This is a genomic window from Solimonas soli DSM 21787, assembly GCF_000474945.1.
Classification (GTDB): domain Bacteria; phylum Pseudomonadota; class Gammaproteobacteria; order Nevskiales; family Nevskiaceae; genus Solimonas; species Solimonas soli.
The window spans coordinates 263065-278968 of sequence record NZ_AXDW01000001.1; the positions used below are offsets into that span (position 1 = coordinate 263065).

14 protein-coding genes and 1 tRNA gene are annotated in these 15904 nt (G+C 65.8%); 1 reads left to right on the forward strand and 14 read right to left on the reverse strand.

The features are described 5' to 3' along the window. Positions 1 to 7: 7 nt before the first annotated feature. From K344_RS0101250 to K344_RS0101300, 11 genes are all read right to left on the reverse strand, one after another. Positions 8 to 280, reverse strand: a complete 273-nt coding sequence (locus K344_RS0101250; RefSeq protein ID WP_028079153.1) for a cytochrome C oxidase subunit IV family protein — start codon at positions 278 to 280, stop codon at positions 8 to 10. A 50-nt stretch (positions 281 to 330) separates the two neighbouring features. After that, positions 331 to 888 carry a cytochrome c oxidase subunit 3 gene (locus K344_RS0101255; RefSeq protein WP_028079154.1) on the reverse strand — a complete coding sequence of 186 codons (558 nt, stop codon included), beginning with the start codon at positions 886 to 888 and terminating at the stop codon, positions 331 to 333. Positions 889 to 895: 7 nt separating this feature from the next. Next, entirely contained in the window at positions 896 to 1603 is a 708-nt protein-coding gene (locus K344_RS19570) for a hypothetical protein (RefSeq protein WP_051361751.1), read from the reverse strand. A 107-nt stretch (positions 1604 to 1710) separates the two neighbouring features. Beyond that, complete coding sequence (locus K344_RS0101265) at positions 1711 to 2850, reverse strand: oxidoreductase (protein ID WP_028079155.1); 1140 nt, start codon at positions 2848 to 2850, stop codon at positions 1711 to 1713. A 13-nt stretch (positions 2851 to 2863) separates the two neighbouring features. Further along, positions 2864 to 4057, reverse strand: a complete 1194-nt coding sequence (locus K344_RS0101270; RefSeq protein WP_028079156.1) for a DUF1214 domain-containing protein — start codon at positions 4055 to 4057, stop codon at positions 2864 to 2866. Between the two features lie 37 nt (positions 4058 to 4094). After that, positions 4095 to 5348 (reverse strand): sulfotransferase family protein, encoded by a 1254-nt coding sequence (locus K344_RS0101275; protein ID WP_028079157.1) that lies wholly within the window; start codon positions 5346 to 5348, stop codon positions 4095 to 4097. 4 nt (positions 5349 to 5352) lie between these two features. Then, on the reverse strand, positions 5353 to 6156 hold the full coding sequence (locus K344_RS0101280; RefSeq protein ID WP_028079158.1) for an SDR family oxidoreductase: 804 nt from the start codon (positions 6154 to 6156) through the stop codon (positions 5353 to 5355). A 35-nt stretch (positions 6157 to 6191) separates the two neighbouring features. Next, on the reverse strand, positions 6192 to 8615 hold the full coding sequence (locus tag K344_RS19575) for an efflux RND transporter permease subunit (protein ID WP_051361752.1): 2424 nt from the start codon (positions 8613 to 8615) through the stop codon (positions 6192 to 6194). A 19-nt stretch (positions 8616 to 8634) separates the two neighbouring features. After that, positions 8635 to 9714, reverse strand: a complete 1080-nt coding sequence (locus K344_RS0101290; RefSeq protein WP_028079159.1) for a WD40/YVTN/BNR-like repeat-containing protein — start codon at positions 9712 to 9714, stop codon at positions 8635 to 8637. A 154-nt stretch (positions 9715 to 9868) separates the two neighbouring features. Continuing rightward, positions 9869 to 11161: a DUF1329 domain-containing protein gene (locus tag K344_RS0101295; RefSeq protein ID WP_051361754.1), complete on the reverse strand. Its 1293-nt coding sequence runs from the start codon at positions 11159 to 11161 to the stop codon at positions 9869 to 9871. 86 nt (positions 11162 to 11247) lie between these two features. Further along, a complete protein-coding gene (locus tag K344_RS0101300; protein ID WP_043113438.1) occupies positions 11248 to 13041 on the reverse strand; it encodes a DUF1302 domain-containing protein in 1794 nt (597 codons plus the stop codon). A 582-nt stretch (positions 13042 to 13623) separates the two neighbouring features. Between K344_RS0101300 and K344_RS19580 the strand changes: the two genes are divergently transcribed. Next, on the forward strand, positions 13624 to 14367 hold the full coding sequence (locus K344_RS19580) for a TetR/AcrR family transcriptional regulator (protein ID WP_051361756.1): 744 nt from the start codon (positions 13624 to 13626) through the stop codon (positions 14365 to 14367). Positions 14368 to 14599: 232 nt separating this feature from the next. On the opposite strand, the gene K344_RS0101310 is transcribed toward K344_RS19580, so the two are convergent. From K344_RS0101310 to tpiA, 3 genes are all read right to left on the reverse strand, one after another. After that, positions 14600 to 14684: transfer RNA gene (locus K344_RS0101310), tRNA-Leu, on the reverse strand. A gap of 58 nt (positions 14685 to 14742) precedes the next feature. Further along, complete coding sequence (gene secG / locus K344_RS0101315; protein ID WP_028079162.1) at positions 14743 to 15114, reverse strand: preprotein translocase subunit SecG; 372 nt, start codon at positions 15112 to 15114, stop codon at positions 14743 to 14745. 8 nt (positions 15115 to 15122) lie between these two features. Next, on the reverse strand, positions 15123 to 15893 hold the full coding sequence (tpiA, locus tag K344_RS0101320) for a triose-phosphate isomerase (RefSeq protein WP_028079163.1): 771 nt from the start codon (positions 15891 to 15893) through the stop codon (positions 15123 to 15125). Positions 15894 to 15904 lie beyond the last annotated feature (11 nt).

A 15904-nucleotide genomic window follows, 5' to 3' on the forward strand; every position in this document is an offset into this window, starting at 1 on the left:
CGGATGGTCAGACGGCGGGGTCGCCCTTCAACAGGTAAAAGTAAAGGATGGCGATGCACACCATCACCACCCAGGCTTCGAACAGCAGCCGCAGCGGCAGCGGCGCATGGCGCAGCTCCATGAAATCGAGGCCGATGAAACGGACCTTGAGGAAAGCCACGACGACGACCGCGACGCTGGCCAGGTGCTGCCATGCACCGAGGGTCGTAGATTCCCAGGACAGCAGCGTGGCGGCGATCAGCAGCAGCCAGACGCCGATGACGCGGCGCCGGGTGCTCATGCCACGGGCCTTCGCCACGGAATGGCTCTTGCGAACGGGGCGATCACGGCTTAGCGCACCAGGTAGAACAGCGCGAACAGCACCACCCACAGCAGGTCCACCAGATGCCAGAAGGCGCCGCCGCCTTCGAGCGCGCCGATGGTGCCCGCGTCCCGCGCGTGCAGCTTGCTGAGCATGAATCCGAGCACGCCCAGGCCGATCAGCACGTGCAGCAGGTGAATGCCGGTGAAGGCGAAATAGAACATGAAGAAAGGATTGCTGTTGAGCGTGATGCCGGCGGCGATCTTCTCTGTGTACTCGACGGCCTTCACCGCGCAGAACCCCGCGCCGCAGGCCATCGCGGCCAGGATCAGCGCGGGCGCGCGGCGGCCTGCGGCGCGCGCGTCCTGTACTGCCAGCGCGACGGCGAGCGAGCTGCTCAGCAACAGCAGGGTGTTGAACAGCCCGAAGCCGCGGTTGAGCTGGAGCTGCGAGGCCCGGTACAGCGCGGGATCGTCAGCGCGATACGCCATGTAGGTCAGAAAGAACAGGCCGAACATCAGCAGGTCGCCGAAGATAAACACCCAGACGCCGGCCTCGCCGGGCAGGCGCCTCGCTGCGGCCGGCAATGCGGTTTCAGAGCGCACGCGCGCGCGCCGCGGTCAGCGCCGGATGCCGGGCGCCGCGCCACATCGCCCAGACGACGACGACGATCCAGATGCCGAAAACGATGGCCGGAACCCAGAAGCTGAACAGCCCGTTCCACGCGAACGGGCCGCTCTTCACGAACGGCAGGATGCAGCCGGGCGCCGACAGCGCCGCGACCCAGAAGCTCAGATAGCCGATCCACCGCGGAAAGATCGGTGCGGCATTGACGTCGCCGATCACGGCGAATCCGACGACGCCGTACAGGACCAGGGCCGGCATCGCCGGAAACACCAGCATGTAGACGCCCAGGTCGAACAGCAAGCGCACGGTGTCGTCCGAGAGCTCCGGGCGATACACCGCCTCGATGAAGAACACGGCGAGCAGGAACAGCGGCATGAAGCCGAACACCGCGACCATGACCGCCGCGTTCGACAGCGGCGAGCCTGCCGATTCCATGCGCCTGGTGCAGGCGAACAGACCGCCCAGGAAGACGAAGTACAAGGAGCCGGCCAGCGTGACGATGACGCCGCCCAGCATGATGCCGATGCGATGGTCGCGGAAGTGCTGGGCGACTTCGGCGGCCGTCAGCAGCGGCGACAGCGGCGGCAGCATCTGCCAGGCCGGCCAGATCGCCACGAACAGCAGGAAAGTGGACAGCAGCCCGATCAGGGCACAGACGCGAATGCTCCGGTTCATCGACCTCTCCTCCTCTGAGCGGCTGCGATGGCAGCCGCTACTTGGTTTTCTCTTTTGCGACGGCCGGTCGAGCGGTCGCCGCGTCCCGGTAGTGCCGGGACTTCAATTCAGGTCAGGCGCAGCAGATTGGCCGGGTCGAACGGCAACGGCGGCTCGCCCGCGGCGATGCGTTCGATCCAGCGCGGATCGTTGAGCGCGGCACGGCCGACGCCGATCAGGTCGAACTCGCCGGCCGCAAAGCGCTCGCGCACGCGGTCGAGATTGTTGACGCCCTCCACCAGGCTCGCGCCGCCATCGGAAGGCCGGAACGGCTTGCCCAGGCCGACGCCGCCCACCGCCATCGTCGGCCTGGCGGTGAGCTTGCGCGCCCAGCCGGCGAGGGTGAGCGGGGAGCCCTCGAAGGCCGGCAGGTCGAACGAACGCGCGCTCGCGTCGAAGGCATCGACGCCGGCATCGGCCAGCGGGCCCAGCAAGGCTTCGAGCTCGCCCGGCGTGGTCGCCAGCCGCGCCTTGTAATCCTGCTGCTTGTGCTGCGAAAAGCGGAACATCAGCGGCCGCAGGCCCAGGCTGCCGCGCACGCTGTGCACCACCTCGGCGGCGAAGCGCGTGCGCGCGCCAATGTCGCCGCCCCAGTGATCGCTGCGGCGATTGGTGTAGCTCCACAGGAAGCTGTCGATCAGGTAACCGTGCGCGCCGTGCAGTTCGACGCCGTCGAAGCCGGCTTCGACCGCCGCGGCGGCCGCACGGCCATAGGCGGCGATGACGTCGCCGATCTCGGACTCGCTCATCGGCCGCGTTTCGGCGAGCAGGTACTCGACTTGCTCGCGCGTGATCGAGACCACGCCATCGCCCGGCCCCCAGATGCCGGAAGGCCGCAGCCCGGCGATGTGCGGATGACGGCTGCCGCGCGGATCGCGGAACGGGCCCTGGTGCCAGAGCTGCGCCAGGATCACGCCGTCGGCCGCGTGCACGCGATCGGTCACGCGCTTCCACGCGGCGATCGACGCGGCATCGTGCAGCAGCGGGATGCCGGGCTTGTCGACCGCGGCGGCATCGTCGATACCGATGCCCTCGGTCACGATCAGGCCGAAGCCGTGCTGCGCGCGGCGTTCGTAGTAGCCGGCGACGTCGTCGCCCGGCACACCGCCCGGCGAGAATTCGCGCGTCATCGGCGACATCACGTAGCGGTTGCGCAGAGGCACGCCGGCCAGCGTGAAGCCGGTCAGCAGCGGATCGGCAGATGTCATCGCCTCACTCATGTCAGATACCCGCGAAGCGCTTCGATATGCCGCGACGCCGCGCGGCGAGTTGCTGCTGCCGGCCGTGGGCATCGATGCGCTTCACCGACGGCGGCAGTTGTGCGAACAGCTCGCTGCGCGCCACACGTCGCATCGTCGGCTGCGGCGCGGAACTCGCACCCATCCAGCGGCACACCAGATAACCGGCGGAGTAGCCCGAGGCATCGAGCCAGTTGGGCACGCCGGGATCGTCCTGCGATACCACCAGGATCAGCTCGCCGTCGTCTTCGAGCACGGCGTGGTGATGATTGGTACCGCTGAGGCGATGGCGGTAGTCCATCGTCTCCATCCACCAGTTGCCGAACTCGAAGTTCCAGAAGCTGTATTGCGTGGGCGGCCGCACGCGGATGATCAGCGCCTCGTCCGTTTGCAGTTGCCAGTACGCCAGGAAGGGCTCGCCGCCGGGCGTGGCGTCGATGCCGTTGTGGGTGAGCTGGCGGAACGACAGGAACTCCAAGGGCCGCTGCTGCCACAGCGTCAGCGTGTTGTGCCAGTAGCGGCTCACGTCACCGAGCCAGTCGGCGCTGCGGCGCAAGCCGGCGGTCAGGCTCTCGACGCTCAGCCCGGGCGGCGGCAGCGCGTCGCCGAGGCGTTCGATGTGCGCCGTCAGCGGCTGCTCGTTTTCCCAATCGCCGAAGAACTGGCGGATGGTGACGCGGATGGTCTTCTCGCTCGTCCTGAGCCAGTTGCCTGGCTGCGGCGTCGGGCTCAGCCGCAACTCGAAACGACCGTCGGCATCGGCCTGCAGATCCCTGGCCAGGATCGTCGCGGAAGCGGCACCGCCCCAGGGCGTGGCGCCGGCGTCGATCACGGTGAAGGCGACGAAGGCCGCGCTGCCCAGCACGCCGCTGATGCGATAGGTCTGCGCGCCGTCGATGGCGGCGCCGAGATACAGCGCATCGGCATTGTCGCCGCCCTGCTTGCGGCGCCAGTCGAAGTAATGCGTCAGCTCGGGCCGCAGCGGATCGTTGTTTTCGTACTGGATGTCGAGCGCCAGCGCGATGTTGCGCGCCAGCATGCGCAGGCCGGCGGCGCGGTCCTGCGGCGTGGCAGCTGCGTTGTCGCGGAACACCACCTCCTTGGCGGACCTGAGGCGGTCACAGAAATCGTCCCAGGCAAGTGCCAGTTCGGCATCGTGCGAATCGTTGCTCGTCACCGCTTGCTCCTTGCTGCCGGCGTGTATCAGCGTTTTGTCAGCGCTCCGCGGGAACACCGTAGTGCCGCTGATAGCGGGCATAGCAGGCGCGTGCGCGCCGCTCCTCTTCGCCTTCCGCCGTCTGGTAGCGGTGAGCGCCGAACTTGCCCTGCGGCTTGGCCGCGATATAAGCCTGCATGCGCTGCTCGGCCTCCGGTGCCAGCGTCAGACCCATGCGCGTGTACAGCGCCTTGAGCGCATCGAGCGGACGGTCGATCAGATCGGCGTACAGCACGTCGAACACGCTGGAACGCGGCACGACGCCGCTTTCGATCTGGTCGATCACCATGTCCAGGCCGGCGGCGGTAGCCTCGGGCGTCAGCACCTTGTCGAAGCTCGACATGTCGAAGGGCTTGTCGCTGCGCATCCAGCGCAGGGTGCCGAGCAGGCTGGCGTTCGAGGCATTGCAGCGCACCGGGTCGCGGTGCGTGTGCACCACGCGCGCATCCGGAAACACCTCGAGCAGATCCGGCAGATGCCACAGGTGCGGCGGGGCCTTGAGCAGCCAGTGCCGGCGCGGGTTCTTCCACTGCAGCAGCTTGAGCAGCCGGCGATGGTAACCGTACATGTATCCCCAGTCGGCCTTGGCGTAGAGCCAGTTGATGTAGCTGGGGATGTCGAGGCGTGCGGCGAGGTTGTCCGACATGAACGAGTAGATGAAGGCCTCGCTGCATTCGTTGGGAAGGCGCGCGCCCATCTCGTGCATCGCCCTGAACGACGGCGCGATGCGGTCGTACATCGTGAGGATCGCCTCGGCGCGCTCGATGCGCGGATCGCTGCGATAGGTCGCGGCTTCCGGCGGCGGGCACGGCAGCACGATCTCCCAGCTCAGCAGCGGACCGAACTGCGGATCTTCGGCCAAGATCTCGAACAGGATGGAGGTGCCCGAGCGCGGCAGGCCGGTGATGATCACCGGCGCGTCGATCACCTCGTCGTCGATCTCGGGATGCTGCGTATAGGCCTGTTGAATCTGCAGGCGGCCCTTGAGCGCGCGCAGCAACTCGTCGCGCGTGAACAGGCGGCCGAACAGGTTCAGCTCGGCCTCCTCGTTCAGCGCCTTCACCAGTACCGCGAACGGCTCGCGCCAGCGATCGTCGCCGAAATCGCTCAAGCCCAGGCTGTCGGACGCGGTGCGGATCAGCTCGTCGGCTTCGAGCGGCACCAGCGCCCGCGGGCTCATGTCCCAGGCTTCGCCGTTGAGCTGCTGAATCCAGGCCGGGCGTTCCGGCGCGGTCCAGCCCGACGCGCTCATGTTGTTACCAGGCCGAGCGATGCATGCCGCCGTCCACCGGGATCCAGGTCCCGGTGATGTAGCCGGCGTACTGCGAGGCCAGGAACACGATCAGCGCGCCCTCTTCTTCGGGCTGGCCGAAGCGGTTCACCGGAATGTGGAAGGTCTTCTGGATGTAGTTCTCGATGTTCTCCTTGCCGATCTGCAGCTGGTCGGCGAACAGCTTCACCGACGGCGTGAGGATCCAGCCGGTGCCCACGGTGTTGACCGTGATGCCGAAGGGACCGAGATCGTTGGCCAGGGTCTTGTTGAGCACCACCACCGGCGCGCGCGCCACGTTGTGCAGCAGGTGCTCCATTTCCGGCGGCGGCTCCTTGGCCGCGGCCGAGCCGACGTTGATCAGGCGTCCCCATTTCTGCTGCTTCATGTGCGGGATCACCGCGCGCGTGAGATGCACCACGCTCATCGCGAGGTCGTTGAAGGCTTTCAGGTACTCCTCGTCCTTGAGCGTGTCGAAGGTGCCCTCGCCTTCGGCGCCGCCCGCACCCAGGTGCACGTTGGTCACGGCGATGTCGGGCAGCCCGAAGGTGTCGCCCGCGAACTCGACCGCGCGCTTGACCTCGGCCGGCTGCGTGAGGTTCACCGCGATGCCGGCAGCGCTGCCGCCAGCGGCCTTGATGGCGGCCACGGTTTCATCGATGCCCGCCTGGCCACGGCCGGTGACCACGACCTTGCAGCCTTCCTTGCCGAACAGTTCGGCCGCCGCGCGGCCGATGCCCTTGGTGCCGCCGGAAACGAATGCCACCTTGCCTGCGATGCCCAGATCCATGAGTTGCTCCGTTGATTGATTGATGCTGCGGCGGACTAGGCCGGCACGGCCGCCGCATGGCGCTCGCGGCCTTCGTCGCGCAGCAGGAAATACGACAGCGCCGGAATCATCACGAGCGCGCCGGCGATGTTCCAGAGGAACATGAAGGTCAGCAGCAGGCCCATGTTGGCCTGGAACTTGATGGGCGACCACGCCCAGGTGACCACGCCCGCCGCCATCGTGAAGCCGATCAGCAGCACCACGCGCCCGGTGAAGCCCAGGGCGCGCGCGTAGGCCTCGCGCAGGCTGCCGCCGCTGCGCTGCACCTGCAGCTGGATGCTCAGCAGGTACAAGGCGTAATCCACGCCCACGCCCACGCCCAGCGCGATCACCGGCAGCGTGGCCACCTTCATGCCGATGTTGAGTTCCACCATCAGCGCCTCGCAGATCACCGAGGTGATCACCAGCGGCACGATCGCCACGATCACCGCACGCCAGCTGCGGAACGCCAGCAGGCAGAGCAGCGAGGTGGCGGTGTAGAGAAAGATCAGCATGGTGCGGTTGGAATCGTGCACCACGATGTTGGTGATGGCCTGGATGCCGGCCGAACCCGCCGCGGGCAGAAAGTGCAGGTCGTCGGTGTCGTGCTGCTTGGCGAATGCGATCACCGTGTCGGTGACGCGTTCCAGCGTGTCGGCGCGGTGATCCGACAGGTAGGCGATCAGCGGCGCGGCCGCGCATTCGCGGTTGGTGAGGTCGGGACTGTTGGCCACCATGTAGTCGCGCGCGTTGAGCAGCACGTTCTCGCGGCGGTTGATGGTGAGCCACTTGGGCGAGCCTTCGTACAGCGCGGTGGTGGTGGAGCGGATGGCGTCGGCCGCCGACACCACCACCTGCACGCCCGGCACCGCGCGCAGCGTCTGCGCGAGACGGTCCATCTCCACCAGCGTGGAAAACTTCTCGCAGCCGCCGGGCGGTGTCTTGACGATCACCGCGTACTGGTCGGACGAAAGCCCGTAGTGCTCGTTGACGTAGGCGACGTCGCGGTTGTAGCGCGAATCGGGCCACAGCTCCGGCGCACCCTTGTCGAGATCGCCCACCTTGAGATTGCGACTGATGCCGAAAGCCACCGTCGCGACCACCGCGGCGAGCACCACCGCCAGGGTAGCCCAACGGCGTTCCGTGAACGGTAGCAGAAGGCGCTGGCCCAGCGGCTCGCCGCCCGGTAACGCTTCCCTGCGCTGGATGTCCAGGCGGCGCCTGGCCGCTCGCGGGCTCACGCCGACGTAGGACAGCAGCACGGGCAGAAGCAGCAGCACCACGAACACCAGGATGGTCACGCCGATCGACGTCATGAGCGCGAGGTCGCGGATCACCGGGATGTCGATGACCATGAGCACGGCGAAGCCCACCACGTTGCACAGAATGGCCGCCAGGCCCGCCAGGAACAGCCTGCGGAACGTGTAGCGCGCGGCCACGTAGCGATGCGTGCCGCGCGCCACGTCCTGCATGATGCCGTTCATCTTCTGCGTGCCGTGGCTGGCGCCGATGGCGAAGATCAGGAAGGGAACAAGCACCGAGTAAGGGTCCAGCGCATAGCCCAGCAGCTGGATGATGCCGAGCAGCCACAGCACCGCGACCAGCGCGGCGGCCACCACCAGCAGCGTCGAGCGCACGCAGCGCGTGTAGAAGTACAGCACCGCGAGCACGATCAGCACCGACGCCGCGAAGAACCCCATCACCTTGTACAGGCCGTCGATGAGATCACCCGCGAGCTGCGCGAAGCCAACGACGTGGATCTTGACCTTGTCCGAACCGTAGTCGTGGCGGATCTTGGAAAGTTCGCCGGCGAAGCGCTGGTAGTCGAAAGGCGCGCCGGTGTCCGGGTCGTGGTCCAGCAGCGGCACGAACACCGTGCTCGACTTGAGATCATTGGCGACCAGGTCGCCGATGAGGCCTGCGCGGTAGACGTTGGCGCGCAGCTGGTCGATCGACGCCTTGCTGCCGTTGTAATCTTCGGGCATCACCGCACCGGCCGAAAGGCCCTCCTCGGTGATCTCGGTCCAGCGCACCAGCGGGGTCCATAGCGACTTCATCCATGGCCTGTCGACGCCCGGGATCAGGAACACGGTGTCGCTGATCTTCTGCAAGGTCTGCAGATAGTCGGGGTCGAAGATGTCGTCGCCGCTGGTTTCCACCACGATGCGCACCGAATTGCCGAGGCCGCCCAGTGCGTCGCGGTTCTCGAAATAGTTGCGGATGTAGGGATGCGACTGCGGAGTCATCTTGTCGAAGCTGGCGTTGACGGTGAGCATCGTCGCGCGCCAGCCCAGGAACACGGTGGCCATCGCGCACAGCACGATGAGCACGCCGCGGAAGTTGAACACCGCCCGCTCGACGAAGCCGCCGGAGCGGCGGTCGAAATCCTCGACCCGCGCGATCACCGGCATGTCGTCGATCGAGTTCTTTGCAACGGCCATCGTGAATCTCCTGAAAGCCCTAGCGGCCCGTGGCGAGCGACTCGACGGCCACACCGGCGGTGCCGAAGACGGCCACCGCGTCGGGCGCGATCGGGACCACGTCGGCGAAAAGCATCGGCCGCGTGACCGTGAGCGGTTTGAACTGCCGGGCCTGCGCATCGGTACTCAACAGCACCCGCGCGTTCTGCGTGACCATGATCACGCGGCCGTCGGCCAGGGTGGCGGCGGCGTTCACCGCGGCGCCCGCGTCGGTCTCTATCGCCGTCCAGGTCTCGCCGGCATCGGCGCTGGCGTATGCGGTGCCGCGCAAGCCGAAGGCGATCAGCTTGGCGCTGTCTCCGGTAATGCCGAAGAACGTGCCCTTGTATGGCGTCTGGTGCAGCTTGAACTTCTGTTTGCCGGCATCCCACTTGAACACCACGCCCTGTTCGGCCGCGATGTAGAGTTCGCCGTTGATGCGCGTGATCTGGTTGAGATGCAGGCCGCGGTCGTTGTCGATCCTGTGCTGCCAGGGTTCCCAGTTCGCGCCGCCGTCGGCGGTAGCCATGATGTTGCCGAAAGGCCCCACCAGGTAGCCGTTGTGCTCATCGACGAAGAGCACGTCGAGCCATGGCAAGTCACCGGCGCCATCGCCGCAGTTGCCCTTGACCTGCATGATGTACGGCTGGACCGAGGCGTCGCCGCCGTCGAGCTTCTGCTGGTAGTAGGCGGTCATGCGCTTGCAGGCCGCGGCACCGTCGAACTGCTTGACCCAGGTGTTGCCGCCGTCCTCGGTGTGCAGCACCACGCCGTCATGGCCCGCCGCCCAGCCCTTGCCGTCGCCGACGAACGAGAGCGCCACGAGATCGGAAGACACCGGCGACGGCTGCTGCTTCCAGGTCTTGCCTTGGTCGTCGGAGGTGGCGATCACGCCGCGCAAGCCTACTGCGACGATGCGCGTGCCGGAAAGCGCACCCGCCAGCAGCGGCGCCGACGACACCGAGTTGGGCACTTCGGGAGCCGGCGTCACCGCCGGATCCTTGAATGTGTTGGCTGCAGCCGCTCCGGCACTCGCCAGGGCCAGCCCGCATATCAGCAGATACGACAAACTGTGACGCATGAAAATCGTCTCCGGGACAGTGCGGGCTTTGGCCGGCCTTCCCTACGATAGAGCCCGTCGGCGAGCGAGCGGAACGCGAACCGCCTCGCCGTCGCCTGTCCTCGATTCGACGTCGCCCCGGTCGGCCGGACCCGGGGCGACGCCGCCAAGGCGCCTAGCGCACGCCCTGCTGGAGCAGGTAGTCCGGCGAGGTGTCGTTTTCAGGACGCGGCTTTTCCAGCGAACGCATGCCGCAGCCTTCGTCGCAGCCCATGTGCGCAAGGAAAGCCACCGTGTTCCTGGAATGATCGAACACGATGTTGGCCGGCGTGTAGGCGCTGGGATGGAAGTAGTCCTGCGTTTGCGGAGAGATCATGGTGCGGTAGTACTTGCCGCTGGCGTCCCAGCCCGACCACATCACTTCGTTCCAGGTGTCCTCGTCGAGGTAGAAACGCTTGCGCGCTACGACATGGCGCTTGCCCGGCGCGAGCGTGGCTTCCATCACCCAGACACGGCGCAGCTCCCAGCGGAACTTGTCGGTCTTGAAGCTGCCCGGCAGGGCGATATCGGCGACTTTGGTGTGGAACTGGAAATCGTAGTCGTTGGCGGGAATGTACATCTCCTGCTTGCCGATCAGCTTCCAGTTGTAACGGTCGAGCTTGCCGTAGAAAGTGTCACCCTCGTCACCGAAGTCGGCGCCGCCATAGGTGGCATTGGGCGTGTCGTAGCTGACTTCCGGTGCCAGGCGCACCCGGCGCTGGCCCGGATTGTAGATCCAGACCGACGCGTCGTTCTTGGCATAGCTGACGTAGTTCCACGTGACGACCGCCGTGCCGTTCTGACGCGGCGGCGCGACGAGATGCAGAAGCTGCCGCGCCGTGAACGGCGTGCCGATTTTGTCCGGCGCGCTGAAGGGATGGTAGAAGTAATCTTCGGACCGATTGATGAAGTTGAGCCGGCCCGCACTGTCGACCAGGTAAGCCTCGAAGGTGAGATCCATCTGCGGCCAGCGAAAGCGCATGTTGGAATTCCACTGCACTTCGGCGCCAGTCTTGGGGATCGGGAACGGCACGCCGGGATGCGCGCCTTCCACGCCGTCGATCTCGCCCACCATCTTGGCGTGCGTGGCGTTGTAGATCATGCCCTCCTCGGCGTACTTGGGAAACGCAGCGGTCCGGCGCGTCGGGTACACGTCGATGAAGAAGGTGTCGGGATAACGCTCCATCAGGTACAGCTGGCCTTCGGACAGCTTGTCCTTGTACTTCTCCTTGTTCTTGTTGTCGATGCGGAACAGCGGCTTGTCAGCTGGGAACGGGTTGATCAGCTTCATGTCGCCAGCCTTGGCGCCGGGCGGCGGCGTGGTCAGGCCGCCGGTGTAAGCCGGGATGGTGCCTTCTGCGTTGCCGGCCTTCTCGGCGCCCCAGGGGGTGAGCGTGGTACCGAGCTGCTTGGCCTCGTCCTCGCTCACGGCAGCCGAAGCGGCGCTGGCGCCAAAAGTCGCAAGGACTGCTACGGCCAGCATCGATTTCATCTTCATTTGCACGGTGCCTCCAATCAGAAAGTGGTCTTGGCCGTCAGCATGATGCGGCCGCGATCATTGTAGAAATAAGTGCCGGAGCCGCCCGGGTAGTAGCCCGCATCGTTGACGTCTTCATGCTTGGCATAGGAGCCCTGGTACGACAGCGTGACTTCGTAGAGCTGGCGGATGAAGGCCTTGATGCCGGCCGAATACACCATGCTGCCCTGGTTTCCACCGCCGATGCCAGCGTAGTTGCCGGTGATGCCGTAGCTGACGCTGATCGGCGCGGACAGATCGACGCCGGCAAAGGTCTGCGGCCACTGCGGCTCGACATTGACCTGTGCCGCCAGATAATTGTCGGTGGAGCAGCCGGCACGCTTGCCGCCGCTGCCCGGCGGGCAATTGGCGGTACCGTTTCCGTTGTAGAGCTCTTCGTGATCGGTGATCTTGTCGAGGTGGGTATAGGCGATTTCGGCGATGACCTGCCCCGTGGGCGCGACGAAGGTGGTGGGCAGCACGATGATCGCGTTGACCACGGCGTTGAGCAGGTTGCCGCGCGGGCCCCTGCCATCGGCCGCGATGCCCACGTTGTTGAGCGCGCTGTCGAAGCGGTACGAGACTTCGCCCGCGTAGCTGATGCCGCCCAGCGCCTGGCTGTAGCTGGCGCCGACCAGCTGCGTGCCACGGTTATAGGCCAGGGCATAGGTGCCGGCGTTGAGGCCGCCTTCCGCACTGGGCGTCGGGCTGGTCTGAACCACCTCGGGCGCGCTGTAGGGCGTGACCTCGTCGAACTTGCGGTAATACAGGCCCAACTGGCCACCGCCCCACCAGGGCGTGGCATAGCGCATCATTGCGCCGTAGTTGCCCTCTGCGTCGGGCTCGTTCGCCGACTTGCGGGCCAGGAACACCGGCTGGTCGGTCGACGCGCCGACGACGGCGCCGGGCAGCACGGTGCCGGTGAAGAAGCGGTCCGGCCCCTGGAACAGCCAGCCCACCGCACCCAGGTACGTGCCACCTTCGGGATTGCGGCTCGGCTTCCAGTCGAGGAAGTACTGCACCGCCACCGACAGGTTGCCGGTCAGCTGCGCCACCGAGGAAATCTGCGCCACGGGCAGGAACACCTCCTTGGTCTCGATGCCGGGGCTGGTGATCGCCTTGAGGCCGTCGATCGGCGCCTGCGAGTACGAGATCGCCTGGTTGCCGAAGAACAGGCCTTCGCCCCAGTAGATGGTGTGCTGGCCGGCCTTGACGTTGACCGAGACGTCTCCCAACTGGAACAGTGCGAAGGCGAAGGCATCGAGCACTTCGCCGCTCGGCCCGCGGTAGTAGCGCTTGGTGTAGTTGGAATACTGGTTGCCGTAATAGCTCGACAGCTCCGAGTATGGCACGCTCACGGGTATCGCAGTCCCCGCGCCCGGGCTGCCTTCGGGGATTACGAAAGTGCTGTTGTAGGTGCCAGGATGGGTCTTGACGTCGGTGTCGTGGTAGGCCTGGTCATACCAGCCCGCGCCCGACACGCGCACGCCGTAGCGGTTCTGGTACGACAGGTCGACTTCTTCGAGCACGTCGAGACGGGCATTGATGATGTCGCCCTGGTCGAACTTGTAGTCGCTTTCGTCGTTGAAGGTGTTGCCGGCGATCTTGTCATCGCGATCCTGCACCCGCACGCCCGTGTTGAATCGCAGGGTAGTGTCGGCGTTGAGCCGCCAGTCCGGCACGCCCAGATTGATCGGCGCCGCTTGCGCCGCGCCCATCGCGGTAAGCCCCGCCGCGACGGCGAACGGCTGTTTCATCAGCTTCAAATATCGCCAGCTTTTTCTCTTGTTCATTCTCTCTCCTCCACCTACGTTGTAGGACGATGCCACTTACCGGAACTGACCTTCTGAACGCGGGCACGGCCTGCTTGTTCCGTCACAGCCGTGCCATTTGCTCTTCGGGAGACGATCAAAGACGGGGAGCGGCCGATGCGTGCCGTGATGAGCGGCCCGCCACCAACGAAAGCTGCCGTCCGGCAGCTGCGCGAGCCGCCATCGAGGGACTGACCATCGACGACGCAAGGTCTTTGGGCTCCGCGACGGCGATCGGTTTCGCCTTACTCACCATTGCCGCTCTCCTCCTGCTGACACGCCCCCTGTCGAGACGAGGGCTTATAAAACTGAAATATACTCAGCTATTGGCCGACAAGCAACATATCGTCAGTTTTTTTTCGAGTCGGGATTCGCGAGCGGCAAGCACGAGCCGACGATCGCAGGCCGGCCTGCAGCGGCCGCGCTTGTCCACCGGCGCATCAGCTGATATATCGTCAACTCTGCCGTGCGTAAGTCCTCGCCCCGGCGCGTTATGACGGCAGCAAGATTCCACTAAAATAATGCTGTATCGCCCAGGCGGAACGTACAACCGAAGCCGAGTCCATGAGCCAGACGATCACGACCAACAAGCAGGGGCAGGAACTCGGACGCAAGGGACACAACTCCAGACTCAGGCTCATGGAAGCCGCAGAACGCCTGCTGCGGACGCAGTCGCCGGTGACCCTGACGGCAGTGTCGATCGCCAAGGAAGCCAAGATGTCGTCGGCCGCCTTCTACCTGTACTTCGAAGACGTGCGCAACGTCCTGCTCGCGCTCAGCGAAGCCGCGGCCACCGAGATGGCCGAGGCTCACCAGATCCTTCAGCAGCCCTGGGACGCCAAGGAACCGGATTTCAGGCACGCCTTCGATCTGGTTTCGGCTTTCTACAGGGTCTACGAACGTCATAGCTCGGTGTTGCGTTACTGCAACCTGGAAGCCGACCGCGGCGACGTGCGCTTCGAGCAAGTACGGCTCAGCATCGTGGTTCCATTCTTCGAACAGGTTGCCGAGCGCATCTACGCGGCGTCGGCGAAAGACGCACGGCGTTCGCGCGGTGATGCCTATGCCGAGGCGATCGTGCTGGTCTCCGCCATGGAGCGCAGTGCATCCAGCGACCCCAAGAAAGTGCAGAGCACCATCGGAACCAAGCGCCTGCAAGAGGCCACGGCGCGGCTGCTCGCCTGGCGCCTGAGCCCGTCTGCGGCCCATTCCATGTCACTCGGAACCGCAGACCCGCCGGCCAAGCCGGCCAAGCCTGGCCCGGCGAAAGCAACGAGGAAAAAAGCCAAGGCGGTTCGAGCCGGCTGAGGCCGGCGTCATCGACGCGCAGACCATGTGACTCGGCTCCTTGCCCGTCTCCCAGATGCTGCTGGTCGGACAGCGCATCCTCTTCGGAGGAAACCCTGGACCGTCGAGGCCATCGATGAGGAGCAGAAGACGATCGATGTGGCCGAGCGCGCAGCGGGGCCTGGCCCGTCGAAAAAAGGCACTGCGGAACCCCATAAACAACAACGCCGGCCCAACTGCGGCCGGCTTGCTTTGGTGCCCACGGAGAGACTCGAACTCCCATGACTTTCGCCGCTACCACCTCAAGGTAGTGTGTCTACCAATTCCACCACGTGGGCAAGAACGCGGGGTACCGCAACGGGGCGCGAATTCTAGCGCCTCGTTTTCGATTTGTCTCTATTCGGGAACGACGGGCGCCTTCTTTTCATCGGTCGTCGCCGGCGCTGCGGGAGCCGCAGGCGTTGCCGGCGCGGTCTCGGCCGCCTTGGCGGCTTCGGTCGAGACGCGATCGACGATCGAGCCGCTGCTCGTGTCGCGCTGACCATGCACGAGGTAGGCAAGCGCGAGGCTGACGGCGAAGAACACCGTCGCCAGATAGGCCGTCGAGCGCGACAGGAAGTTCGCCGAACCGCGCGAACCGAACACCGTGCCCGACGCACCGCTGCCGAACGCCGCGCCGGCGTCGGCGCCCTTGCCGTGCTGAATGAGGATCAGGCCGACCAGCGCCACCGCGACCAGCACCTGAACAACCACCAGAATCGTGTACATGCCTTAGCTCACTGACAGAGCGACTGCGCCAAGGCGCAGATCGCCAGGAATTCCGCTGCCTTCAGCGATGCGCCGCCGATCAGGCCGCCATCGACATCGGCATTGGCAAACAGGGTCGCGGCGTTGTCCGCCTTGACGCTGCCGCCATAGAGAATGCGGGTCGAATTGGCGATTTTAGCATTCGTCTTGGCAAGCTGACCACGGATAAAGGCGTGCGCGGCCTGCGCCTGTTCCGGACTCGCCGTGCGGCCGGTGCCGATCGCCCATACCGGCTCGTAAGCGATGACGGCCGACTTGAACGCCGCCGCCCCCGTCAGATCGACGACCGCGCCGAGTTGTCGCGCCAGCACGCTCTCCGTCTGCCCGTCCTCGCGTTCGGCGAGCGTCTCGCCGAGGCAGAGCACCGGCACGAGACCGCAGGCCTGCGCGGTCTTGAACTTGTGCGCGACCAGCGCATCGCTCTCGCCGTACAGCGAGCGGCGCTCGGAATGGCCGACCAGGACGTACGAGCAGCCGACGTCCTTGAGCATGCCGCCGTGAATCTCGCCGGTGAAGGCGCCGGGTTTTTCCTGTTCGCTGAGCGTCTGTGCGCCGAGCTGCACGCTGCTGCCGTTCAGCGCCGCGCCCACGGACTCGATGTACACCGCCGGCGGGCAAACGACGATGTCGATGCCGGGGAAACGCTTCGAATCGAAGACCACGTCGTGCACGAGGCTCGCGTTCGCGTCACGTGCGCCGTTCATCTTCCAGTTACCCGCCACCATCTTGCGCCGCGCCATCTCTGCACTCC